This window comes from Vibrio sp. 10N.286.45.E10, assembly GCF_002874195.2.
In the GTDB taxonomy this organism is placed as follows: Bacteria; Pseudomonadota; Gammaproteobacteria; order Enterobacterales; family Vibrionaceae; genus Vibrio; species Vibrio crassostreae.
On record NZ_MCWD02000001.1, the window covers coordinates 1,759,011 to 1,784,219 of the forward strand.

Here is a 25,209-nt window from a genome sequence, read left to right on the forward strand (position 1 = left end):
AGGCTCGGTTTTTTCAATGGTAAGCTTAATTACTTAACGTAATCGAGATTACTCAGTGTCTTGCTCGCTATCACTTTCAGAGTCAGAAGCATCTGATGCTTGCTCTTCACTTGATTCAGCAACTTCAGCGTTGATAGTTTCAGCATTTGCTTCTTCAGCTTCGCCTTCTACAATCTCAGCTTCTTCTACTTCGTCGATACGTTGTAGACCTACAACATTCTCGTCTTCAGCAGTACGAATCAGTGTTACACCTTGAGTGTTACGACCAACTTGGCTTACTTCCGCTACGCGAGTACGTACTAGTGTACCTGCGTCGGTGATCATCATCATTTCATCGCCTTCTTCAACTTGAACAGCGCCAACAACTGGGCCGTTACGTTCAGAGACTTTGATAGATACTACACCTTGCGTTGCACGGCCTTTCGTTGGGTACTCTGCTAGCTCAGTACGCTTACCGTAACCATTTTGAGTCACAGTTAGGATATCGCCTTCGTTAGAAGGAACAATCAGTGAAACCACTTGATCGTCTTCTGGAAGCTTCATACCACGAACACCAGAGGCAGTACGGCCCATTGCGCGTACTTTGTCCTCGTTAAAGCGAACAACTTTGCCCGATTTAGAGAACAGCATGATGTCGCTATCACCGTTAGTGATGTCAACGCCAATCAGTGAATCGTCGTCACGTAGGTTAACTGCGATTAGGCCGTTAGCACGTACGTTTGCGAATTGATCCAGAGATGTCTTCTTAACTGTACCGTCACCTGTTGCCATGAAGATGAATTTCTCGTTAGAGAACTCAGAAACAGGCAGGATAGCCGTAATACGTTCACCTTCTTCTAGAGGAAGAATGTTCACGATAGGCTTACCACGAGCAGTACGACTTGCTAATGGTAGTTGGTAAACTTTCAGACGGTATGTCTTACCACGAGTAGAGAAACATAGGATGTTATCGTGAGTATTAGCAACAAGCAGACGCTCAATGTAATCCTCATCTTTCATCTTAGTTGCACTCTTACCTTTACCACCACGACGTTGAGATTCGTAGTCGCTTAGGATTTGGTACTTAACGTAACCTGCGTTAGAAAGCGTTACTACAACGTCTTCTTGAGCAATCAGCTCTTCCATGTCGATGTCATGAACTGCAGCTGTGATTTCTGTACGACGCTCGTCGCCATAGATTTCACGTACCGCTTCAAGTTCTTCGCGGATAACTTCCATCAAACGCTCAGTGCTTGCAAGGATGTGCATTAGCTCAGCGATTTCTTCTAGAAGTGCTTTGTACTCGTCTAGAATCTTCTCGTGCTCAAGGCCAGTTAGGCGGTGAAGACGAAGTTCTAGAATAGCTTGTGCTTGTGTTTCCGTTAGGAAGTATTGGCCATCGCGGATGCCGTATTGGTCTTCCAACCAATCAGGACGAGCCGCATCAGTACCAGCACGCTCAAGCATTGAAGCAACGTTACCAAGATCCCAACCGCGTGCAACTAAGCCAGCTTTTGCTTCAGCTGGTGTTGGAGCGTTACGAATAAGCTCAATGATTTCGTCGATGTTAGCAAGTGCTAGAGACAACGCTTCAAGGATGTGTGCACGATCGCGCGCTTTCTTCAGTTCGAAGATAGTACGACGTGTAACAACTTCGCGACGGTGGTCTACGAAGCACTTAAGCATGTCTTTGATGTTGAACAACTGTGGTTGACCGTTGTTCAACGCAACCATGTTGATACCGAAAGTCGTTTGCAGTTGAGTTTGAGCGTATAGGTTGTTTAGAACCACTTCGCCTACTGCATCACGCTTACATTCAATAACAATACGCATACCATCTTTATCAGATTCGTCACGCAGTGCACTGATGCCTTCGACTTTCTTATCTTTAACCAGTTCAGCAATCTTCTCGATCAAACGAGCTTTGTTTACTTGGTAAGGGATCTCAGTAACGATAATGGTTTCTTTACCATTCTTCTCTACTTCGATATCCGCTTTTGAACGCATGTAAACCTTACCGCGGCCAGTCTTATAAGCATCAACGATGCCTTTACGACCACTGATAAGTGCTGCTGTTGGGAAGTCAGGACCAGGAATGTAGTCCATTAGCTCATCAATAGTGATCTCTTCATTATTGATGTAAGCCAAACAGCCATCAACAACTTCACCAAGGTTATGTGGTGGAATGTTGGTAGCCATACCTACTGCGATACCAGAAGCACCGTTTACCAATAGGTTAGGAATTTTTGTAGGAAGTACTGCTGGAATTTGTTCTGTACCATCGTAGTTCGGTACGTAATCCACAGTTTCCTTATCAAGGTCAGCCAGTAGCTCGTGAGCAATTTTCGCCATACGAACTTCGGTATAACGCATTGCAGCCGCGGAGTCGCCATCGATAGAACCAAAGTTACCTTGGCCATCAACTAGCATGTAACGCAGTGAGAACGGTTGCGCCATACGAACAATTGTATCGTATACAGCACTATCACCATGCGGGTGGTATTTACCGATTACATCACCTACTACACGAGCAGACTTTTTATATGGTTTGTTCCAATCATTACCTAGTACATTCATCGCGAACAAAACGCGGCGGTGTACTGGTTTTAGGCCATCACGCACATCTGGAAGGGCACGACCAACGATGACGGACATCGCGTAGTCTAGGTATGAACCTCTAAGCTCATCTTCAATATTTACGGGCGTGATCTCTTTCGCTAGATCGCTCATAGAGCCATTTTCCCTCTATAGTCAGATCGTATTTTTGAATACGTATAAGACCGAAAAATATAACACAAATTTACCTACGGAGGCATCACTTTCCCTCTCCTTTTACCATCTTGTGACCCTTGTAGCCAATCAATTGATGAGAAATTGCACCTCCGCATCATATCTTGCTGAAACATGGTCACTTTACATCCAATAAACTAGCAAAATTGTAGATCTTCTGGTCAGCGCGAAAAGGCAAGTTATAATGCCTGCAATTTCATGGATGCATTATTTAACTTGGAAATGCCGATTATGACTAAATCACAGAACGTAGACCCAGCAGAAATCAAGAAATTCGAAGACATGGCGTCACGCTGGTGGGATCTAGAAGGCGAATTTAAGCCGCTACATCAAATCAACCCACTGCGCCTAAATTACGTATTAGAGAAGACGGAAGGCCTGTTTGGCAAGAAAGTCCTCGATGTTGGCTGCGGCGGCGGTATTCTTGCAGAAAGCATGGCGGTTGAAGGTGCGATAGTGACTGGCCTAGACATGGGTAAAGAGCCGCTAGAAGTAGCGCGCCTTCACGCATTGGAAACTGGCACCAAGCTCGATTACATCCAGAGCACTATCGAAGACCACGCAGACCAGAACCCACAGACGTACGATGTGGTAACGTGCATGGAAATGCTTGAACACGTTCCTGATCCGCAATCTGTTATCACTGCCTGTTCGAAATTGGTGAAACCGGGCGGCCACGTGTTCTTTTCTACATTGAACCGTAACTTCAAATCTTACTTGTTTGCGATTGTTGGTGCAGAGAAGCTATTGAAGATTGTTCCTGAAGGCACTCATGAACACGAGAAATTCATTCGCCCTGCTGAACTTATCAAGATGGTTGATAACACGCCGCTGCAAGAATTAGGGATCACAGGACTGCACTACAACCCTCTTACGGACACTTACCGTTTAGGCACAAATGTAGACGTAAACTACATCGTCCACACGCAAAACTTTGGCTAAAAAATATCGGTAGCCCTACCGTAAAACCTTTTGTAAAAAAGACGAATGAAAAGAGTTGCAATTACCATAAGTTTGCGACTTTTTTCAGTCTAAATTTCGTGCGCTAGCTTCCATTTTGACCACCTCGATTTAAATTTAATCGCCCAAAATCCATCGCCTATTTTGGTCAAAGATCAAGGGATTTTTTTTTATGGGCGTGCAAAAATAAAGCATCATTAAAAGCCGACTTTTATACAATCAAGTCACATCTAACCTCATCAGTTAGTGGTCACTTACAGTTTTTTTTCAATCCACCACTTATCCACAAGCAACCCAATTTCTTTACCTTGAAAAATATCAGTTGTAGCACTATCTTGTAACCCAACAAACAAATGACCCCTATATGTTGTGTTTGAACTACAATATATGGGTAGACCAAGATCACAAAGCCGAAACGTAATTTACAAAAGTTACACAGAAATACACAAAAACACGGCCTTGTTCAGTTTTGTTAGGGAAATTAAGCAGAATGAACCAACAACTTACTGTTACCAAGCGTAACGGGCGCAAAGAAACGATCGATCTAGAGAAGATCCATCGCGTGATTACATGGGCAGCTGAAGGCTTGCACAATGTTTCTGTATCACAAGTAGAATTGAAAGCTCACATTCAGTTTTACGATGGCATCACCACTACTGACATTCATGAGACTATCATCAAGTCGGCAGCGGATTTAATCTCTGAAGAGACTCCTGATTACCAATATCTAGCAGCACGTCTGTCTGTATTCCACCTACGTAAAAAAGCGTACGGCGAATACGAGCCGCCTGCACTGTATGACCACGTTGCAAAACTGGTTGATATGGGTAAATACGATAGCCACCTTATGGAAGACTACACGAAAGCTGAGTTTGACGAGCTTGACGAGTACATCGACCACAAACGTGACTTAGACTTCTCTTACGCAGCGGTTAAGCAGCTCGAAGGTAAATACTTCGTGCAAAACCGTGTAACGAAAGAAATCTACGAGAGTGCTCAGTTCCTTTACATTTTAGTTGCTGCGTGTTTATTCGCTAAGTACCCGAAATCGACTCGTCTTGACTACATCAAACGTTTTTACGACGCATCGTCTACGTTTAAGATTTCTCTACCTACACCGATCATGTCTGGTGTACGTACGCCTACTCGTCAATTCAGTTCTTGTGTACTGATCGAGTGTGGTGACAGCCTTGATTCTATCAACGCAACAGCAAGCTCAATTGTTCGTTACGTATCTCAACGTGCTGGTATTGGTATCAACGCAGGTCGTATCCGTGCGCTTGGTTCTGAAATCCGTAATGGTGAAGCGTTCCACACTGGCTGTATCCCTTTCTACAAATACTTCCAAACAGCAGTAAAATGTTGTTCTCAAGGTGGTGTTCGTGGTGGCGCAGCAACAGTGTTCTACCCACTATGGCACGGTGAAGTTCAGTCTCTATTAGTACTGAAAAACAACCGCGGCGTTGAAGAGAACCGTGTTCGTCACATGGATTACGGCGTACAGCTGAACAAGCTTATGTACTCTCGTCTTGTTCAAGGTGGCAACATCAGCCTGTTCTCACCTTCTGACGTACCTGGCCTTTACGATGCGTTCTTCGAAAACCAAGACCGTTTTGAAGAGCTATACGTTAAGTACGAAAACGATCCATCAGTGAAGCGTGAAACAGTAAAAGCTGTTGAGCTATTCTCTCTGCTAATGCAAGAGCGTGCTTCTACTGGTCGTATCTACATTCAGAACGTTGACCACTGTAATACACACAGCCCGTTTGATTCTGAAGTTGCACCTGTTCGTCAATCGAACCTATGTCTAGAAATCGCGCTACCAACTAAGCCGCTTTCTAACGTAGAAGATGACGAAGGTGAAATTGCACTTTGTACGCTTTCAGCATTCAACCTTGGCGCAATCAATGAACTAGACGACCTAGCAGAGCTTTCTGAGCTGGTTGTTCGTGCACTGGATGCACTTCTTGATTACCAAGACTACCCGCTTCCAGCAGCATACAAGTCGACAATGAACCGTCGTACTCTAGGTGTGGGTGTAATCAACTACGCATACTACCTAGCGAAGAATGGTGTTAAGTACTCTGATGGCAGCGCCAATGGCCTGACTCACCGTACTTTTGAAGCGATTCAATACCACTTGCTAAAAGCATCTGTTGAACTAGCGAAAGAGCAAGGTCGCTGCCCATCTTTCCACGAGACCAACTACGCGAAAGGCCTACTGCCAATCGATACTTACAAGAAAGATATCGACTTAGTATGTGAAGAGCCATTGCACTACGATTGGGATTCTCTACGTGAAGAGATCATGGAGCACGGTCTGCGTAACTCTACGCTAACAGCGCTTATGCCTTCTGAGACATCGTCTCAAATCTCGAACGCGACTAACGGTATCGAGCCACCACGTGGTTACGTATCAGTGAAAGCATCGAAAGACGGCATCCTGAAGCAAGTTGTTCCAGATTTCCTAAATCTAAAAGAGAACTACGAGCTACTTTGGAACATTGGTTCTAACGACGGTTACCTACACCTAGTAGGTATCATGCAAAAATTCGTTGACCAAGCTATCTCTGCAAACACTAACTATGACCCAAGTGTTTACGACAGCGGTAAAGTACCAATGAAGAAGCTGCTTCAAGACCTACTAACAGCGTACAAGTACGGTGTTAAGACGCTTTACTACCATAACACTCGTGATGGTGCTAAAGACGACCAAGGCGATGCAGTTCAAGTGCCGGAAGAAGATTGTGAAGGCGGCGGTTGTAAGATCTAAACCGCAATAAACATTAAGACCCCAGAGAAGAGTTATCTTCTCTGGGTTTAAAGCATTAACAGGGTCCGTTTTATTACGGGTCTTTAAAGGATTTGAGGCATTTATGGCTTACAGTACTTTTTCTCAGCAAAAAAATGACCAACTAAAAGAACCAATGTTCTTGGGTCAGTCGGTAAACGTTGCACGTTACGACCAACAAAAATTCGAAATCTTCGAAAAGCTTATCGAGAAGCAGCTTTCTTTCTTCTGGCGTCCAGAAGAAGTAGACGTGTCTAGCGACCGTATCGACTACAACAAGCTTCCTGAGCATGAAAAGCACATCTTCATCTCTAACTTGAAGTACCAAACGCTTCTAGATTCTATCCAAGGTCGCAGCCCTAACGTTGCCCTACTTCCATTGGTATCACTACCTGAAGTAGAAACTTGGATTGAGACATGGTCTTTCTCAGAAACGATTCACTCTCGTTCTTACACGCACATCATTCGTAACATCGTGAATGATCCAGGCGTAGTATTCGACGACATCGTTGAAAACGAAGAGATCCTGAAGCGTGCTAAAGACATCGCTTTCTACTACGACGACCTAATCAAGCTGACGGCTGACTACCACCGCTACGGTGAAGGCAACCACAGCATCAACGGCGAAGACGTTAAGATTTCACTTCACGATCTGAAGAAGAAACTTTACCTATGTCTAATGTCTGTAAACGCACTAGAAGCGATTCGTTTCTACGTAAGTTTCGCATGTTCATTTGCATTCGCTGAGCGTGAGCTAATGGAAGGTAACGCGAAGATCATCAAGCTAATCGCTCGTGATGAAGCACTTCACCTTACTGGTACACAGCACATGATCAACTTGTTACGCAACGGTCAAGATGATTTCGAATTCATGCAGATCGCTGAAGAGTGTAAACAAGAATGTTTCGACCTATTCAAAGAAGCAGCTGAGCAAGAGAAAGAGTGGGCAGAGTACCTATTCAAAGACGGCTCTATGATTGGTCTGAATAAAGACATTCTTTGCCAATACGTTGAGTATATTACCAATATTCGTATGCAGGCTGTTGGTCTAGGTACCGCTTACCCAGAAGCAACATCGAACCCAATTCCATGGATTAACGCTTGGTTGTCTTCAGACAACGTGCAAGTTGCTCCACAAGAAGCAGAAATCAGTTCTTACCTAGTTGGTCAGATCGACAACGAAGTAAAAGCTGACGACTTTGAAGGATTTGAGCTGTAATGCCAACAATCAAAATCAACAAGCTGACTTCAATTGAATCTAACCCTTCAAACACTCTGTTGGAATCAATGGAACAAGCTGGGTTAGAGCCAGAATACAACTGCCGAGATGGCCACTGTGGCGCTTGCCGCTGCACGTTGGATTCTGGTGAGGTCGAGTACGTTGGTTTTGCTATGGCTTACACGCAAGGTAATGAAATATTGCCTTGTATCTGTAAAGCAAAGACTGAGCTATCGCTGAGTAACGTTATTCATAGAAGCAAGCAAAAACGCGCATAAGCCAACTGGCTTTAAGTCACCTTGTTCGAATATCGTCAATAAGAATTAAAAAGGGTCCGCTTCCTTTAGGAATGCGTACCCTTTTTCTATTCGTGTCTTAAGTTCTCAACCACCTAACCAAACGTTTATTGCTGAGTCAGGTTTAGAGTCACCGAGCCAATATAACAAGCGCTTCGGCACTCTCCACAACCATTACACTTATCTTTATCCACTGTAGGCAACTCTCCTACTTCGATGTGTAGCGCACCTGCTGAACACGCAGTTTGGCATGCTGAGCAATCCATTTGCATGTAATTGTTACAGGTATCGGCAAAGCTTGGCTTGAGGTCGATATAAGGTGTGACCGTTGGATGAAGTGCGCCAGTCGTACACACTTCAGTGCATTTGTTACACATAGAACAACTGTTGTAATCCAAATTCAGCAGTGCACTTCCCTCTAACATCTCAATAACGCTATTCGGACACGCTTGCTCACACAGCCCACAACCTTCGCAAAGACGCTCAAACAGCACCTCATCAACCGCTCTTGGCGGTCTTGAATGCAAGCGCTGTGAGATCTCTTCGTAATTCGCGGCTGCTTTAACCGGTTTAGAAAGTCGAGTTAAGAAACCGCGTCTATTTGAATTTATTTGTTCAGACATTAGTCGATATATAACTTTTTAGTAGCAACGTTTAAATTATATTCAGATGTTAAATACTTAAACCAATCTATTATATCACTTGATAGCTGCTTATAAAATGATAAATCTGATGCTGTATTTAATTTATCCAAATAAACAGAAGACCAAGGTAATAAATGACACTCAAGTAATTCATTAGCTGAATTGATATTATTATTTTCTAACAAATATGCATGGGCGAATAGCATTAAACCAAACTGATCCTCTGGCTCTCTTAATCCAGTGTCTAACTCAATTTGATTCAATTCTAAGAATTGGCGATATTCCACAGTCGACGCGCCGAATACAACACGGTCTTTATCTAGGTATACAGAACCCCAAGGTGGAGCTGGCATGTCTCCAACGCCTTCAAACAAGCGACTAAATTCCGCAGACAAGGCGATTTCCTGCTCACTTCTCAGTGCCAGCAGACATTCTTCTGATAGAACTTCACTCTCAACCAAGGCTTCGACAATGGTTAACAACTGTTCTTTATTTATCGCTTTATAAAATAGCGAACCCAACAGTTTGTGCGTATCGATAATCATTATTATTTATACCGTAATAGGTTTTAAAGATAATTATATTAATTAAACCATTCCATTCTTTGATCTAATTTATACATTCAATTCATAAGATTTAAATTTCATACTTATTTGATACCTATCAATCAATATTTAAATATTAAAAGACAAAAACAAAACTACCTATAAAGTGCTATACATCAATAACAATAGGCATCTTAGAATGACGAATAAGAAAGAATCTGGGGTAATGAACCTTACTCGAAGAGGCTTCATGAAAGCTTCTTCTGCGGTAGGTAGTGCAGCCGCACTCGCGGGCGGTATCGCTTTACCTTTCAAATCCAAACCAGTAGCGGCTGCAGTTGCTGAGAATGTGGATGAGAAAATCGTATGGAGTGCATGTACTGTAAACTGTGGCTCTCGCTGCCCTTTACGTATGCATGTACAAAACGGTGAAATCAAATACGTAGAAACAGACAACACAGGTACTGACGAATATGGTCATCACCAAGTTCGTGCGTGTCTACGTGGTCGCTCTATGCGCCGCCGTGTTTACAACCCAGATCGCCTGAAATACCCAATGAAACGTGTTGGTAAACGTGGTGAAGGCAAATTTAAACGCATTAGCTGGGAAGAGGCTTATGATGAAGTCGCTGGTACTATGCAACGCCTTATCAAAGACTACGGTAACGACACTATCTACCTAAACTATGGTACAGGCACCCTTGGCGGTACGGTTACTAAATCTTGGCCACCAGCACAAACGCTGATTGCTCGTCTAATGAACCTAAGTGGTGGTTACCTAAACCATTACGGTGACTACTCAACAGCGCAAATCGCGAAAGGCTTGAGCTACACCTACGGTGGTTGGGCAAACAACAACTCTTTCTCTGACCTAGAGAACACAAAGCTTAATATCCAATTTGGTAACAACCCTGCTGAGACTCGTATGTCTGGCGGCGGTCTGATCCACCACTACGTAGAAAGCAAAAACAAATCGAACGCAAGAACGATCATCATCGACCCTCGCTACACCGATACTGCAGGTGGTCGTGAAGATCAATGGATTCCAATTCGTCCTTCAACTGATGCTGCATTGGTAGCAGGTCTTGCACACGTGATGATCACTGAAGACCTTGTCGACCAACCGTTCCTAGACAAATACTGCGTAGGTTACGACGAGAAGACTCTGCCTGCATCAGCGCCTAAAAACAGCGACTACAAATCTTACATCTTAGGTTTAGGTGAAGATGGCGTAGAGAAGACACCTGAATGGGCCTCTAAGATCACAGGCATTCCAGTTGATACTATCGTTAAGCTTGGCCGTGAAATGGGCACAGCAAAACCATGTGCAATCCACCAAGGTTGGGGCCTACAACGTACAGCGAACGGTGAACTAGCTTGTCGTGCAATCTCGATGCTGTCGCTACTCACTGGTTCTGTGGGTGTATCAGGTGGTTCAACAGGTGCTCGTGAAAGTGACATCAACATTCCGTTTGTTCGCTTCCCTACTGTGCCAAACCCAGTTGAAACGTCAATTTCAATGTTCATGTGGACAGATGCGATTTACCGTCACCATGAAATGACCGACATCACTGATGGTGTTCGCGGTGCAGAGCGCCTTAAAAACCCAATCAAGATGATCTGGAACTATGCAGGTAACTGCATCATCAACCAACACTCAGACATCAACAAGACTCACGCGATTCTTCAAGATGAAAGTGCGTGTGAAATGATTGTCGTGGTTGATAACCATATGACTTCTTCTGCGAAATACGCCGATATCATCCTGCCAGACTTAACGACGTCAGAGCAAGACGACTGGTGTATGGATGGTAAAGCATCGAACATGCCTTACTTCATCTACGCGCAAAAAGCGATCGAGCCTCAGTTCGAAGCGAAATCTATCTACGAGATGTGTTCTCAACTGGCGAAACGCATGGGCGTAGAAAAAGAATTCACAGAAGGCCGTACTCAAGAGCAATGGATTGAGCATCTTTACGCTGAAACTCGTAAGAACGATCCAACACTGCCAACCTTCGAAGAGATGAAAGAGCTGGGTATCTACAAACGTAGCTATGACCACCACTACATCGCTTACGAAGATTTCCGCAAAGATCCTGAAGCGAATCCACTGACCACACCAAGTGGCAAGATCGAGATCTACTCAGAGCAACTGGCTGATATCGCGAAGACTTGGAAATTGAAAGAAGACGAAGTGATTCACCCTCTTCCGATTTACGCCGATTCTTTTGAAGGCCACAACGACCCACTAGCAGAGAAGTACCCACTTCAGCTAACTGGTTTCCACTATAAGGCTCGTACTCACTCGACTTACGGCAACGTTGCAGAAATCAAAGCAGCAGCACCGCAAGAGTTGTGGATCAACCCAATTGATGCGAAAGAACGTGGTATCGAAAACGGCGACATGGTGAGTATTTTCAACGACCGTGGCGAAGTACACATTCCAGCGAAAGTGACACCAAGGATCCTTCCTCGAGTTGTCGCGCTAGGCGAAGGTGCATGGTACGCACCAGATGGTCAGAAGATCGACCATGCAGGCTCTATCAACGTGCTGACCACTCAGCGCCCGAGCCCACTTGCTAAGGGTAACCCTCAGCATACAAACCTAGTTCAAATCAAAGCGCTAAAGAAAGCATAAGGTAGGTTGGAATGAAACAATACGGCTTTTACATTGATTCAAGTAAATGCACGGGTTGTAAAACCTGTCAGCTTGCTTGTAAAGATTATAACGATCTCGACATCAAAACGAACTACCGTCGCGTATACGAATACGCAGGTGGTGGCTTCACTCAAGATGGCGATACCTGGGTTCAGAAAGATGTTTTCTCTTACTACCTGTCTATCGCTTGTAACCACTGTACTAACCCTGCGTGTGTGAAAGTGTGTCCTTCGGGTGCAATGCACAAACGTGATGAAGACGGCTTGGTTGTGGTTGACGAAAGTGTGTGTATTGGTTGTCAGCACTGTAGCAATGCGTGTCCTTACGGCGCACCACAATACAATGCTAAGAAAGGTCACATGACCAAGTGCGATGGTTGCTACCAACGTGTTTCAGAAGGCAAACAGCCTATCTGTGTTGAGTCTTGCCCACTTCGTGCATTGGAGTTTGGTGAAATCAATACGCTTCGCGAGAAGTACGGCTCTGGTGCAGATGTGGCGCCACTGCCATCTTCAACCGAAACACTGCCAAACATCGTGATTAAGCTGAACAAAAACGCGAAGCCTACTGGCGATACCAGTGGTCACCTAGCAAACCCGAAGGAGGTGTAAGATGATTTTTCATGAGTGGTCTTTAATCTTCTTTACGGTGCTGGCGCAAACTGCGGTTGGTGGTTACTTACTGATTGGTGCTCGTGCACTGGTACTTGGTCACGATGAAGAGAAACTAAACAGCTATAAGGTTCCAATGTTCATTCTGTGGGCATTCATGGGTCTTGGCTTCATGTTCTCGACAACGCACCTGGGTTCTCCACTGCGCGCGTTTAATGCCTTTAACCAACTAGGCTCGGCTTGGTTGTCTAACGAAGTGTTCTTCGGTGCGGCATTCTTCGCAGTAGGCGGCCTGCAATGGCTATTGTCTGTGGTTAAGAAAGGTGGCGTAGCTATCCAAAAAGCACTGGTGGTCGGCGCTATGGTGCTGGGTGTTATCTTCATGTACGCGATGATCAACGTATACATGATCAATACAGTACCGACATGGGACAACATCTACACACCACTAAGCTTCATCATGACGATGGTTGTGGGTGGCTTGCTGCTGTCTCAGTTCGTGATTGTGTTCGCAAACGACAGCCGCTTTACGGTTGACCGTAACATCACCATGCTGGCTGTTATCGCAGTTGCTATCAGCTTGCTTGCAACAGTAGGAAAACTGAACCTAATCGGTGAGATCCAAACTTCAGCAGCAAAAGCGTCTGAGTTAGTCGATGGTTTAGGTAGCTATGTGATTCTTCAAGTGGCACTGCTAATGGCAAGCTTGTTGATTTGGATTCTACCTATGCTGAACAAAGCAAAAGTGAACCCAGTGAACCTCGGCTTAGCACTAGTATTGTTCTTGGCTTCAGAGTTAATCGGCCGTGGTTTGTTCTACAGCTTACATATGACAAGCGGTTTGTAATCAAGTTCTTACAGACATGAGTTACGTGTAAAAGTCGCTGCTTGTTTAGTTATCTAGAAGGCTAGATAAACAAAAGGCCCAACACCTATTTAGATGTTGGGCCTTTTTATTGCGTTTTTTCTAGCGTTTTTAGTACAGACTTTGCGATTTCGCTTACATAGTTACTTAATGATAGCCGCTGGAATAAACATGTCTTTCAATCGCTTAACCGAAGAGTAAGTACCAAACATCGGTTTGTTGTCTAGATGCCTTCTCAGCATATCGGCGGCAACGGTCTTAATCACGTTGCGTTGGTCTTCACGCGAGTACTGACGATAAAACTCAAGCACCTGCCCCCACTCGCCTGCTTCAGTCGACAATGCAACGCTGAATGTGTTGCCTTCTAACTTACCAGTCACCAAAGCCAATTCGGTTTCGCACTTCTCTCTTGTTGCGCCAGCCAGAGCAAAGGTGACGGCTAATGGATCGCTCTTTTCAAGCTCACTCTCTTTGGGTTCAGCCATCACCCAAGAATGCCCAAAGCAATCTTCAAGCTGCTCATTCGATTGTAGCCAAGCTGAAAGCGCACCTTTGGTCGACACTTCAGATACAGACAAGGTTTTCTTTCTCTCTGCCATGATATGCCCAATATGGTCAATCATCGGCTCATCAACGCTGACTACGTTACTCTCTAGCAGCTTGTACACCATTTGCAGAAGCTTAACGCGAGTTTCTAAGTCTGCCTTAGGACCAAACAGTTTGACCTCAATGAAAGGCAAATAAGAGCGATAACCCAACTCATAACCTTCTGGCAGCTTAAGCTGGTCTAACACATCCGAGATACCCGATTCAGACAAACCAAACGTAAACAGTCGACTGCATTCAGAGGCAACCACTTGAGGGTAGGTACGCGACAAGTCAGGAAGAATCTCAAACGTCACCATACGTTTGAACTCACTCGGTACACCCGGCGTGAAATAGAAAGTCGCATCGTTGATTTTCAGCTTGAAGCCACATGCAGTACCGACAGGGTTATCGACAATCTCAGAGCTTGCTGGCAACAAGGCTTGCTTAAGGTTGCTGTCAGGCATCGGCATACCGCGTCCTGAGAACATCTCTTCCATACGAGCCAGCCATTCAGGGAACATGACGAGTTTCTGCTCTGAAGCAGTTGCAGCGGCGGCTGCACTCATATCATCGGTTGTCGGCCCTAGACCACCATTAACGATAACCACATCATAGTTAAAGCTCAGCATCAGCAGTTCTTCAACAAGAGCATTCATTTGATCACCCACAGTTGAGCGCTTAGCAAGAGCAAAACCATGCTGATAAAACTCACCAGACATCCAAGCTGCGTTTGTATCTACAATGTCTCCATGAAGAACTTCTTCACCTGTACTTAACATTGCGATTTTCGTCATATTTCTATCCCTTGTTGTCATAAAAAGACACTGCATTATTTACAAACTGGTCTATGGTTGAATTTGGAGCAATCCGCCTTTTCACTAATATTAATAATGTTAAACCTAAGGTTTTCTTAGGAAAAGCTATAAATTATTAGTTCCCTAAATCAGGCATTTAATAGATAATTGTGACCCTGATCAATTCCAAACTTTCTCATGGAGACCCTTGTGGCCAAATCACCGTTACTAGCAAAGGTTACTGCTGCATTTACAATGCTAATGTCAGTTAACTCGGTTGCAAGCCAATACGACTTCGACCAGCCAATCAACCTTTCTTATTCGGATGAATGTGCTCAAGATTACTGTGTTAATGATAGCTTGTACACCTACAAGCCTAGTACCAATTACGCACTGAGCGAATCAAGTGATGAGTACGACTTCTCAATCCAACAACCAAAACACCTGTTGGTGAGTCAGGAGAAGGATTGGGATTACCTAATGGGTCAAACCTACACCATTCTTGGCCTGAGTGTCGCGACGGTGGGTTTGATGACTCTCCTACCTGAAAGTATCACTAAGTGGGATGATGACCAACGTGACATCAGCTCATTAGGTAAAAAGTGGAAAGATAACGTGTCTGATGGCCCAGTATGGGACCGTGACGAACACTTCCTAAACTACGTAATGCACCCATATTTTGGTGGTGTTTACTACACTGCAGCTCGACACGCAGGTTACGATGAGTTTGAGTCTTTCTTATACTCTTGGACTATGTCGACGTTCTTCTGGGAATACGGCGTAGAAGCGTTTGCTGAAGTACCTTCATGGCAAGACCTCTTTATCACTCCTTTCTTTGGTGCTGTTGTCGGTGAAATGATGCTAGAAGCAGAGCAAGACATCGTTGCTTCAGGTGGCGAAGTGATGGGATCTCAAACTATGGGTGATGTGTCTCTATTCTTCCTAAACCCTGTTGGTCACATCCACTACTGGGTAAGTGATGCATGGGGCGGTGACGCAGAAGTTAATCTGAATACTAACCCTTGGTGGGATAACCAAGACGCAGCACGATTCGCCTATGATGCTGGGGCACGATACGATTCTCAATTTGTTGGTATGAACTTTAAAGTAACGTTCTAAGTCAGCTTTCAGTCTCTAAGTTTTAAGTTACTGCATTCCCAATAAAAACGACAACTCATCCCAAAAGCGGCTCTCTAGCCGCTTTTTTTTGTGCCCTACTCTTCATTCTCTTTTTTTGCATCACAGCTTAGTTTCAAAAATTGACGTAGGTCAAACATTGTTCGATGTAACCTTCTACACTGAAATTAAAGAACTTTATCGCGTGATATCAAACATTTAATTCGCAACAAATCATTGAAACTTTGGGGGCTGATATGAACAGTACATTTATCGTAAACTTTATCGGAAAAGCATCACCAACAACAATCAAACAGCTTGCTGCGGTTACTCACGAAAACGACGGAAAATGGCTCATCAGTAAAGTGAACTTTATTGAAGACCAAGTCGCAGGCGTACTCAAGGTTCAACTTCCAGCCATCAACGAATCGATTGTTAAAGAGGCTTTCAGCGCCAATCCAGATCTCATCGTACAGTTTGTCGATTCAGATCATACGCATAATGTCCAAGACACAATCCATCACCTAAGACTCGATTCTAACGACCGAGCAGGTATCGTCAATGAAGTGACACATGTATTAGATAGACAAGGGATCAGCATTCTAGACATGGACTGCCACCGAGTCTTCATTGCAGGCGGCGGCGGTGTAAGCTCAAGCCTATTCACTTCAAAAATAGCGGTTAAGCTGCCAATCGAAGTTCAAATCGATGATGTAGTTAATGAACTCGAAACACTCAGTGAAGACACTCGTGTGATGATTGAAAGCTAATTTAACTTACCTCCTGACGATACCTTGATCGTTGGGAGGTCACCTCATAAATAAGACCTCTCTTACATTACTTACAAAAAAAACCATCAAAACACCTAAAATACATAGCCATAGCATATGAAATTAAGCATTTATATAATTTTTTTGATACGATAGATATCTTATATAATTTAGTAGCTTAGGTTCACACATGGAAAGAAAAAGGTCGAGTTGGCAGCTCAATGTCATCTCAGCAATCCTTCTTACGACACTGTTTAGCGGTTGCAAAAGTGGTCATGAAAATAACGATAGTGGAACAACGACTACGGGAACAACTTCAAGTACGTCATCTTCTCCTATTACGCTTAGCATCCCAAGTAGTGTCTCATTTTCTGAACCACAATCAGGGTCGAAAACAGAATCCATTACCGTTTCTCTTTCCGAAGCATTAGCTCAAGAACTCACCTTAACTATCTTAACTAGTGACGTGACAACTCACTCTAATGGCACCTTCAAAAACTACGATGCTATATCAAGTCAAAACGTCAAAATTGCGGCAGGTGCAACCAGCGCAGCTCTACCACTAAACCTTATACACAATAATCTGTATGAGGGCAGTAAAACACTTCATTACTCTATTAGCGCAGATAACGGTACAAATTACACTCTTTCAAACGAACGAACTGTAGTAACCATTGATGATAGCGATACTCAACCAACAGTTAGTTTTAGTAACGACTTAAGTACCGTTGTAGAAGGTGACAGCATTATTCAACAAGCTGTTTTGAGTCATTACACATCTCAAGATGTAACACTTACCTTAACTCAAACTGGTATTGCCGCGCCTGAGGACTTTACTGTTGATATATCAGAGTTAACTCTTAAATTGCCAGCAGAAACCCTATCAACAAATATCACTTTTTCTGCTCGTGATGATAGCTTCGATGAAGGTGGCGAATCGGTAATCTACACGATAGCTTCCGTTGGTAACGCGACTATCGATTCGAGTAAAAACACTCTCGCGTTCTATATTCCGGGGCAGAAAAGTTTTAATGATACTGGGTATGTCACTTATTTTGATGGAACAGACTACGACAGCGTCACTCCTCCAGTATCACATCCAAATCAAGATGCCGATTTTGGTTTAGATGTCACAAATGGAAGTGAACATTCGGATGGGGGATATGGCTTCCGCTACACCAAGCTAGATGCTCACGGGAACCCTCTAATACCTAGCGCTACTGATTGGCGCTGTGTTAAAGATGAGCATACCGGATTATATATTGAAGCAAAACAAGATCCGGTAGCACTGCCGAGTCAGTCCGCGGTCGATACCTGGGTTAAGAACCATAAAGACAACCCTGATGCCCACCCTTATCCATGGGACAGTCAATCAAGCTCATGGCGAAGCGCTTCGTACACATATACTTGGCACGACTCTGATAATACAACCAATGGTGGCTATGCCGGAGCACGCAATGATCTATTGTACAGCGTCGGCCCGATCTCTTCTCAATGTGCATACATTAACGATGGTTCAGGAAGTAACTACTGTAATACAAGTAGTTATATTAGTAGTCTAAACAGTCGCTCTATTTGCGGTATTACAGATTGGCGCTTACCTTCACCTGTTGAAGCTCGTTCATTTATCAACTTCAATGTCGGCACTGCACCAGTAGGAGCCATTGATTTCTTTCCTAATCTTGGAGACCGACTCTTCACGCACTCTAGCTCTGTTAAACAAGATGGTAGTGCTAGATGTATCGACTCTCAAAATGGAGAGCTTGAGCTTTGTAATAAAAACATCGCAGGCTCAACAGGAATTGTGGCTGTAAGTGGAGGTATTGAGTAATGAAACTAAAACTATGCTTAGGTGTAATTGCCTCTCTGTTAAGTGCAAATGCCATCGCGCAAACCTGCGTGCAAACTCAAACTCCCTCTCACCAAGACGGGCAATTTATTGACCGTAAAGATGGGACATTACTCGACGTAACGACTAATTTGCTTTGGTCAAAATGCAACCTAGGCGAAATCTACAATCAATCCAATGACACATGTGATGGTACCGCGATTAAATATCAAAATTGGCAGGATGCACTTATCGCAACTGAAGATTCGAATCTGACCACTATCGCAGGTCAGGTTGGTTTTAGGTTGCCTAATATCAAAGAGTTAAGTTCAATCGTTGACTATAGCTGTACTAGACCAGCAATCAACCTGACACACTTCCCGACTACAACCAACGAACCATATTGGACTAATACTCCTGACGCTCATAAAATCAACAGTGACTATGATGGTTTAATTATTGATTTTGAAGAAGCTTTAGAAGTCATTACAGACCCAGATGATATTCCACATCCTCTTGTTCGCTTAGTGAAAACATTTAATTAGGTTTATCACTGTACAGAACAAAAGAGCAGCTCATCGGCTGCTCTTTTGTTCTCATGCAATGTTCAGTTACTTAATCGACCATTGTGATAATGAGCGTTTGAAGTCTTCATAGCCGAATTCATTTAGCTTCTGAACTTCACCACTGCTGCGTTCGCAGTAGATTGATGGCATTTTCAGACCATTGAACCAGTTCAGTTTCACCATGGTGTAACCTGCACTATCCAATAGGTGAAGCTTTTGACCTATTTTCAGCGGCTCGTCAAAGCTTGTTTCACAAAACTGATCGCCCGCCAGACATGAACACGAACCAATCACGTAGTCATGACTTCCGTTTTCAGACGCTTCCAATACCGATGCAGGCTCGTTGTAGATAAGCGTGTCAAGGCGGTGAGCCTCGGTAGCTGAATCCACAATCGCCGTTTTCTTCACGTTCTCAACAATATCAACCACTGTCACAACTAAATCTGTCGTTTTAGTGATGATAGCTTCACCCGGCTCAAGGTACATCTGCACGCCGTGTCTTTCAGAGAAGGCTTTTAGCGCAAGACCAAGTTTCTCGATGTCGTAGCCCGGCCATGTGAAGAACACGCCGCCGCCCATGCTCACCCAATCTAACTTATCTAGGTGATCCCCAAACTGTTCTGAGATTGAATCAAGCAAACCAATAAAGGCATCGACGTCTTTGTTCTCACAGTTCATGTGGAACATCACGCCATTAATCTCATCAAAGATTTCAGGCTTGATATGGTCAGCTTGTACGCCCAAACGCGAGAATTGACGCGCAGGGTTTGCTAAGTCTTGTCCTGCGTAGCTTACGCCCGGATTTAGACGTAAACCCAGCGAGGCTTTACCTTCAACAATATGACGGTAAGCTTCGAATTGGCTTTGCGAGTTGAAGATCATCTTGTCGCAAATATCCGCAACTTCTCTCACGTCATCTTCGCTGTAACCCACACTGTAAGCGTGCGTTTCACCGCCAAAGGTTTCATGACCAAGTTTTACTTCGTACGGGCCAGAGCTTGTCGTGCCATCGAGGTAAGGCTTGATGATGTCAAACACACCCCATGTAGAGAAACACTTCAGTGCCAATACTAGCTTCACACCTGAAATCTCTTTCAGCTGCTTCGCTTTCTCTAGATTCGCAATCAACTTGTCTTCGTTGATCATGAAATAAGGCGTTTTTAGTTCGTTGTTTTGCATGTTAATACCTTGCGGCCCTCGAGTTCACGAAGGCACATGATAATCGAACAAAGCCGACGCTAATGCATCGGCTTGTAGTTATACGTTCTCGTCATTCATATGACTTTGAATTGAATTCGCAGAGCTTTGACCTTGTCGCTAGGGCAACGCAACGAGGGCAAAGAGCCAAAATTACTTCAAAGTATGGATTAGAGGTAGACCTTGCCCAGGTTCTAGCTCTTGAACGTGCCAGTCTAGACCGATTTCAGGCATGGTTGCTAGGAACGGGTCTGGGTTTAGCTGTTCCATGTTGAACACGCCTTTATCAGCCCATTCACCACGGAAGAACTGAAGTGCAGCAGTAATTGCTGGAACACCGGTTGTGTAAGAGATCGCTTGGTGTTCTACGTCTTCGTAAGCCACTTCGTGGTCTGCGTTATTGTAGATGAATACGCTGCGCTCTTTGCCATCTTTCTTACCTTGAACCCAAGTACCGATACACGTTAAACCTGTGTAACCCGGAGCCAAAGACGTTGGGTCTGGCAATAGAGCTTTAAGAACATGTAGAGGTTGAACAACAGTGCCATCGCGCAGTGTTAGCGGATCTGGGCTCAGAAGACCGATATCACGCATGCAGTTGAAGTAGTTCAGGTAAGCATCACCAAAGCCCATCCAGAATTCGATACGCTTAGCTGGGATGAATTCCTTCATTGAACGAACTTCATCGTGCGCCATTGAGTAAACTTTGTGAGAACCACAGTTAGGGAAATCAAACTCAAGCATACGAGAGTGGCAAGGTACTTGTTTCCACTCTTCATTTTCCCAGTAGAAAGAATCACCTTGGATCTCAAGCATGTTCGTTTCTGGGTCAAAGTTTGTCGCAAACTTCTTACCATGATCGCCTGCGTTTACGTCCATTACGTCGATCGTATCGATTTCATCGAACAAGTGCTTAACCGCGTGCGCTGCAAATACTGAAACCACACCTGGATCGAAACCCGCACCAAGAATACCTGTGATGCCTGCTTCAGCAAACTTCTCACGGTAACCCCACTGCCAATCGTAAGCTTGTGGTACTTGTTGGCCTTCAGAACATAGGTCAACCGCTACCGATGTATCTAGGTAAGATACTTTTGCTTGGTAACACGCTTCCATGATCGCCATGTTTACCCAAGGAGGACCAGCGTTGATTACTAGGTCTGGTTTCACTTCGTTAATCAGAGTAACAAGTGCATCAACATCGTCAGCGTTTACTGCGCGAGCTTCTAGTTTTTTAGTTGAATCTTTAAGGTTGTTTTTACCTTTAATCGATTCGATGATTTTTTCACACTTCGCGATTGTGCGAGAAGCGATTGTGATATCACCCAGTACTTCGTTATTTTGTGCTGCTTTGTGTGCAACAACCCAACCAACGCCGCCTGCACCAATTTGTAGAATAGCCATAGTATTAATTACCCTTGTTGTTCTGCTAGCTCAGTGGCTAGAGTTTGAATTTTGTTAATTAGAGATTTGAAATCTGATGTCTTTAGGCACGGATTCAAGATAGTGAATTTAAGCGCACTCTTACCATCCACGACCGTTTCACCCAATACTGCAACGCCACGAGTCAGCGCTTCCAGTCTTAGCGTTTGATTCAGTTTGTCTAAATCTAGCTCGCCGTTTGCTGACGGCTTAGATCGGAACAACACTGTTGATAGTGAAGGCTCCGCGAGTAGCTCTAAGTCAGCTTGGTTTTGAATCAGGTCTGCCACTTCTAGCGTTTGCTCAAGAAGATGGTCGTACATATCGCCCAACTGCTTTGGACCAACACTTTGCATAGTCATGAAGACTTTCAATGCATCAAAACGCTTGGTAGTCGCGATAGACTTATCGACTAAGTTCGGCAGCTCATCGTGTTCGCGGTTTAGGTAATCTGCGTGATGCAGAAGGTACTTAAAGTTCGCTTTGTCTTTCAACAACACCGCACCACAGCTGACTGTTTGATAAAAAAGCTTATGGAAATCGACACTTACAGAGTCCGCTTTCTCGATGCCTTGTAAACGAGCTTTATGGCTGCTTAAGATAAGCGCGCCACCGTAAGCACTGTCGACATGGAACCAAAGACCTTGTTGGCTTGCGATGTCTGCAATCGCATCAAGGTCGTCGATAGCACCGTGATCGGTTGTACCTGCTGTACCGACTACAGCAAAAGGAATCAGGCCTTGAGCTTTAAGTGCTTTGATTTCTGCGTCTAATAAATCCGGTTTGATAGTTCCGTTTGCGTATGTTTCAACGCAGCACACCGCGCTCTCGCCTAAACCAAGTAGTGAAGCGGACTTTTGAACCGTGAAGTGAGATTTGTTTGAGCACAAGATACGAAGCTTGCTCGCGTAATCTGGTAAACCCAGCTTTTGGATTGAGTGACCATCGTGTTTATCAGCAATCCAGTCTCTCGCTAGCAATAAGCCCATTAGGTTACTTTGCGTGCCGCCACTAGTGAAAACACCGTCCGCTTGGTCGCCAAGTTGGTACTTGTCACACATCCAATCCACCACTCGCTGCTCAACATAAGTCGCAGCAGACGCTTGGTCCCATGAATCCATTGATTGATTCAACGCCGCGATGATTGATTCCGCCGCTACCGAAGCCATAAGAGGAGGAGTGTGGAGGTGTGCAATACAGTCTGGGTGTTGCACGAAGATGGAGTTTGCAGCGACAAGGTCTGCAGTGCTATCTACAACATCAACCAAAGCGTGTTGATTGTTATCGAGGTCGACAGCTTTGATAGCGGCCTCTAGTACTTTAGGTTCTAGACCTGAGTATGGCGTTTCAACTTGCTCAAAAACCGCTTTCATCGCTTGAGTGGTTTGGTTCATCACGTTAGCGAATTCGTCGCTACCGCCTAAACCTGTCTGGATGAAATGCTTGTTCCATTCTTGGTTTGCTTGTTCGCTTGAAGCTGGGTCTTTTTGTAAACCACCACCTGCTGCGATGATCGCTTCTTCCATGACGCGCAATGCAAAGTCAATCTGCTCAAAAGAGATAATCATCGGTGGTAGGAAGCGAATCACAGAACCATCACGACCGCCCTTCTCGACCATCAAACCACGCTCTAGTGCTGCGCGTTGAATCGCTAGGGTGAGTTCACCGTCTGATTTCGGTTCACCAAATTTGTTAAGTTCGCCGCTTGGTTGCTTGATCTCAGTGCCAAGCATTAGACCTTTACCACGAACTTCAGCAATACAGTTAACGCGAGATTGAATCTTCTCAAGCCCATGACGTAAGTATTGGCCTGCGATGTTCGCGTGCTCAACCAACCCATCACGTTCGATGATTTCCAACGCCTTAGCGCCAGACACCATTGCTAATTGGTTACCACGGAAAGTACCAGTGTGCTCACCCGCTTTCCATGTATCAATGCTCTTATCGAATACAAGCAGCGACATAGGCAGTCCGCCACCAATCGCTTTAGACAAACATAAGATATCAGGGTTAACGCCTGACTCTTCAAACGCGAATCGATGACCTGTTTTGCCGACACCACACTGGATTTCATCAAAAATCAGTAGGATTCCGTGTTCATTACAGATGCGTCGTAAACCTTGTAGCCAAGACGCCGGAGCCGGAATCACACCGCCCTCTCCTTGCACAGGCTCAACGATCATCGCAGCCGGCTTCATGATGCCAGACTCGTCGTCGTTCAACATACGTTCGATATAACGAATGCTCGCGTTAGCCCCCGCTTCACCACCAATGCCAAACGGGCAACGAAGGTTGTATGGGAAAGGCATGAAATGTACGTCAGACATCAAACCGCTACGACGTTCTTTAGTACCTAGGTTACCCATCATACCCATGGTGCCGTTAGTCATGCCATGGTAAGCACCACGGAACGCAAACATGGTGTTACGACCTGTGGTTTGCTTAGCGAGCTTGATCGCCGCTTCCACAGCATCAGCACCAGATGGGCCACAGAATTGAAGAACCGAGTTATCTGAAAAGTCTTGAGGGAGAAAAGCTTTAACTCGCTTGATAAACGTCTCTTTTGCTTGAGTCGTGATATCAAGTGTTTGGTATGGCAAACCAGAATCGAGCTGGTCTTTAAGTGCTTGGTTAATCTCAGGGTGGTTGTAACCCAAAGAAAGTGTACCTGCACCGGCTAAGCAATCGAGAATCAGTTGGCCACGAGTATCTTCAACTAAAGCGCCACATGCTCGTTTAATAGCAATCGGCAGGCGTCTTGGGTAAGAGCGAACATCCGACTCATGCTGTTCTTGCTCTAGCAAAATAGCGTCAGGTGTTAGGTCGTACGTTCCCTCTAAGATAGGAACCATAGTTGAAAATGAATTTGCGATAGTATTGATATCGACTTCAAAGGCGGTAGTCATAAAAGTCCCCTTGAATGTGTTCATACTCACCTCCATCAGACGCAATTACCCACCAACTCTCGTTAAATTTGGAGAGAGTTCATAGTGAAGCACGCGTATTGTCTAGAAATGAGATATAGCTGTACGCTCGCATAAGTCAAATGACGAATACGAAATTAAGCCGTCTTAAGACAGCGATAAATTGTTAGCGTGAGCTCAAGGTTCAGTAATGCTACTGTTTTGAAGAATTGGACATTTTTGCAGGATCGGGCAGCTATGAGGAGCTGAGCCCTTTGGAAATGCAGAGCTGATTAGCAATGTTGTAATTAGTGTGTTCAATGTTGGGTTTCCCATTAACATGGCGAACTGCGCCATAAGTATCCCGTCTATCAGCTAAAGGACTAGCCAATACCTACCCTACGTAATGTCCCAATCAGCAAGAATGGTCACTACGCGTATCCCCCAGAAGCAATCGTTGCTCTTCTTGAACATTGTTCATTCCGAGATTGCGCAGGAAAGTAACATAAAGTGAAATGAACGATCAATAGTTTTTAATAATAGCCTGATAAATAGCAGTGGTGGCTAAGCAATTGCTGAAAATATCGTCAGCAATATCGTTTAAGAAAGAGATCTCCGGTTCATTCGTTCCTCATGCCCGAGGGTGACGACACAGGTATATAGGCG

Annotated in this window: 18 protein-coding genes; 11 read left to right on the plus strand and 7 right to left on the minus strand. The window is 44.5% G+C overall.

What is annotated here, in order from left to right:
• Positions 1-48: 48 nt before the first annotated feature.
• Positions 49-2,709, minus strand: coding sequence for a DNA topoisomerase (ATP-hydrolyzing) subunit A (gyrA, locus tag BCU34_RS07780; protein ID WP_102431254.1), 2,661 nt, complete (start codon positions 2,707-2,709; stop codon positions 49-51).
• Between the two features lie 258 nt (positions 2,710-2,967).
• Between gyrA and ubiG the strand changes: the two genes are divergently transcribed.
• From ubiG to yfaE, 4 genes are all read left to right on the plus strand, one after another.
• Positions 2,968-3,711 (plus strand): bifunctional 2-polyprenyl-6-hydroxyphenol methylase/3-demethylubiquinol 3-O-methyltransferase UbiG, encoded by a 744-nt coding sequence (gene ubiG, locus BCU34_RS07785; RefSeq protein WP_019821739.1) that lies wholly within the window; start codon positions 2,968-2,970, stop codon positions 3,709-3,711.
• A 508-nt stretch (positions 3,712-4,219) separates the two neighbouring features.
• Positions 4,220-6,502, plus strand: a complete 2,283-nt coding sequence (gene nrdA / locus BCU34_RS07790) for a class 1a ribonucleoside-diphosphate reductase subunit alpha (RefSeq protein WP_048659581.1) — start codon at positions 4,220-4,222, stop codon at positions 6,500-6,502.
• Positions 6,503-6,605: 103 nt separating this feature from the next.
• A complete protein-coding gene (nrdB, locus tag BCU34_RS07795) occupies positions 6,606-7,739 on the plus strand; it encodes a class Ia ribonucleoside-diphosphate reductase subunit beta (protein ID WP_048664730.1) in 1,134 nt (377 codons plus the stop codon).
• Positions 7,739-8,017 carry a class I ribonucleotide reductase maintenance protein YfaE gene (gene yfaE, locus BCU34_RS07800; RefSeq protein ID WP_048664729.1) on the plus strand — a complete coding sequence of 93 codons (279 nt, stop codon included), beginning with the start codon at positions 7,739-7,741 and terminating at the stop codon, positions 8,015-8,017. The genes nrdB and yfaE overlap by 1 nt, the downstream gene beginning before the upstream one ends.
• A 125-nt stretch (positions 8,018-8,142) precedes the next feature.
• On the opposite strand, the gene napF is transcribed toward yfaE, so the two are convergent.
• On the minus strand, positions 8,143-8,658 hold the full coding sequence (gene napF / locus BCU34_RS07805; RefSeq protein WP_102431256.1) for a ferredoxin-type protein NapF: 516 nt from the start codon (positions 8,656-8,658) through the stop codon (positions 8,143-8,145).
• Positions 8,658-9,224, minus strand: a complete 567-nt coding sequence (locus BCU34_RS07810; RefSeq protein WP_102480659.1) for a molecular chaperone TorD family protein — start codon at positions 9,222-9,224, stop codon at positions 8,658-8,660. The genes napF and BCU34_RS07810 overlap by 1 nt, the downstream gene beginning before the upstream one ends.
• Before the next feature lie 199 nt (positions 9,225-9,423).
• On the opposite strand from BCU34_RS07810, the gene BCU34_RS07815 reads away from it, so the two are divergent.
• From BCU34_RS07815 to BCU34_RS07825, 3 genes are read left to right on the plus strand one after another with little or no spacing between them, the layout of a single operon-like run.
• Positions 9,424-11,862, plus strand: a complete 2,439-nt coding sequence (locus tag BCU34_RS07815; protein WP_102478573.1) for a DmsA/YnfE/YnfF family dimethyl sulfoxide reductase — start codon at positions 9,424-9,426, stop codon at positions 11,860-11,862.
• 11 nt (positions 11,863-11,873) lie between these two features.
• Positions 11,874-12,494, plus strand: coding sequence for a DMSO/selenate family reductase complex B subunit (locus tag BCU34_RS07820; RefSeq protein WP_004733360.1), 621 nt, complete (start codon positions 11,874-11,876; stop codon positions 12,492-12,494).
• A 1-nt stretch (position 12,495) separates the two neighbouring features.
• Positions 12,496-13,341 (plus strand): dimethyl sulfoxide reductase anchor subunit family protein, encoded by an 846-nt coding sequence (locus BCU34_RS07825; protein ID WP_102432887.1) that lies wholly within the window; start codon positions 12,496-12,498, stop codon positions 13,339-13,341.
• Between the two features lie 161 nt (positions 13,342-13,502).
• On the opposite strand, the gene BCU34_RS07830 is transcribed toward BCU34_RS07825, so the two are convergent.
• A complete protein-coding gene (locus BCU34_RS07830; protein ID WP_102478572.1) occupies positions 13,503-14,741 on the minus strand; it encodes a CinA family nicotinamide mononucleotide deamidase-related protein in 1,239 nt (412 codons plus the stop codon).
• A 210-nt stretch (positions 14,742-14,951) separates the two neighbouring features.
• On the opposite strand from BCU34_RS07830, the gene BCU34_RS07835 reads away from it, so the two are divergent.
• The 4 genes from BCU34_RS07835 (at position 14,952) to BCU34_RS07850 (ending at position 19,000) form a co-directional block, all read left to right on the plus strand.
• Entirely contained in the window at positions 14,952-15,860 is a 909-nt protein-coding gene (locus tag BCU34_RS07835) for a DUF3943 domain-containing protein (RefSeq protein WP_102432889.1), read from the plus strand.
• Positions 15,861-16,114: 254 nt separating this feature from the next.
• Positions 16,115-16,627, plus strand: a complete 513-nt coding sequence (locus tag BCU34_RS07840; protein WP_019820630.1) for a glycine cleavage system protein R — start codon at positions 16,115-16,117, stop codon at positions 16,625-16,627.
• Positions 16,628-16,817: 190 nt separating this feature from the next.
• A complete protein-coding gene (locus BCU34_RS07845; protein WP_102479444.1) occupies positions 16,818-18,458 on the plus strand; it encodes a DUF1566 domain-containing protein in 1,641 nt (546 codons plus the stop codon).
• Positions 18,458-19,000, plus strand: a complete 543-nt coding sequence (locus tag BCU34_RS07850) for a DUF1566 domain-containing protein (RefSeq protein ID WP_102432891.1) — start codon at positions 18,458-18,460, stop codon at positions 18,998-19,000. The genes BCU34_RS07845 and BCU34_RS07850 overlap by 1 nt, the downstream gene beginning before the upstream one ends.
• 66 nt (positions 19,001-19,066) lie before the next feature.
• Here the strand turns inward: BCU34_RS07850 and nspC are convergent, their stop codons facing one another.
• The 3 genes from nspC to BCU34_RS07865 all read right to left on the minus strand — a co-directional run bounded on the left by nspC (position 19,067) and on the right by BCU34_RS07865 (position 24,570).
• A complete protein-coding gene (gene nspC, locus BCU34_RS07855; RefSeq protein ID WP_048664720.1) occupies positions 19,067-20,200 on the minus strand; it encodes a carboxynorspermidine decarboxylase in 1,134 nt (377 codons plus the stop codon).
• 171 nt (positions 20,201-20,371) lie between these two features.
• Positions 20,372-21,622: a carboxynorspermidine synthase gene (locus BCU34_RS07860; RefSeq protein WP_102479442.1), complete on the minus strand. Its 1,251-nt coding sequence runs from the start codon at positions 21,620-21,622 to the stop codon at positions 20,372-20,374.
• A gap of 8 nt (positions 21,623-21,630) precedes the next feature.
• Positions 21,631-24,570 carry a pyridoxal phosphate-dependent class III aminotransferase gene (locus BCU34_RS07865; RefSeq protein ID WP_170960861.1) on the minus strand — a complete coding sequence of 980 codons (2,940 nt, stop codon included), beginning with the start codon at positions 24,568-24,570 and terminating at the stop codon, positions 21,631-21,633.
• Positions 24,571-25,209 lie beyond the last annotated feature (639 nt).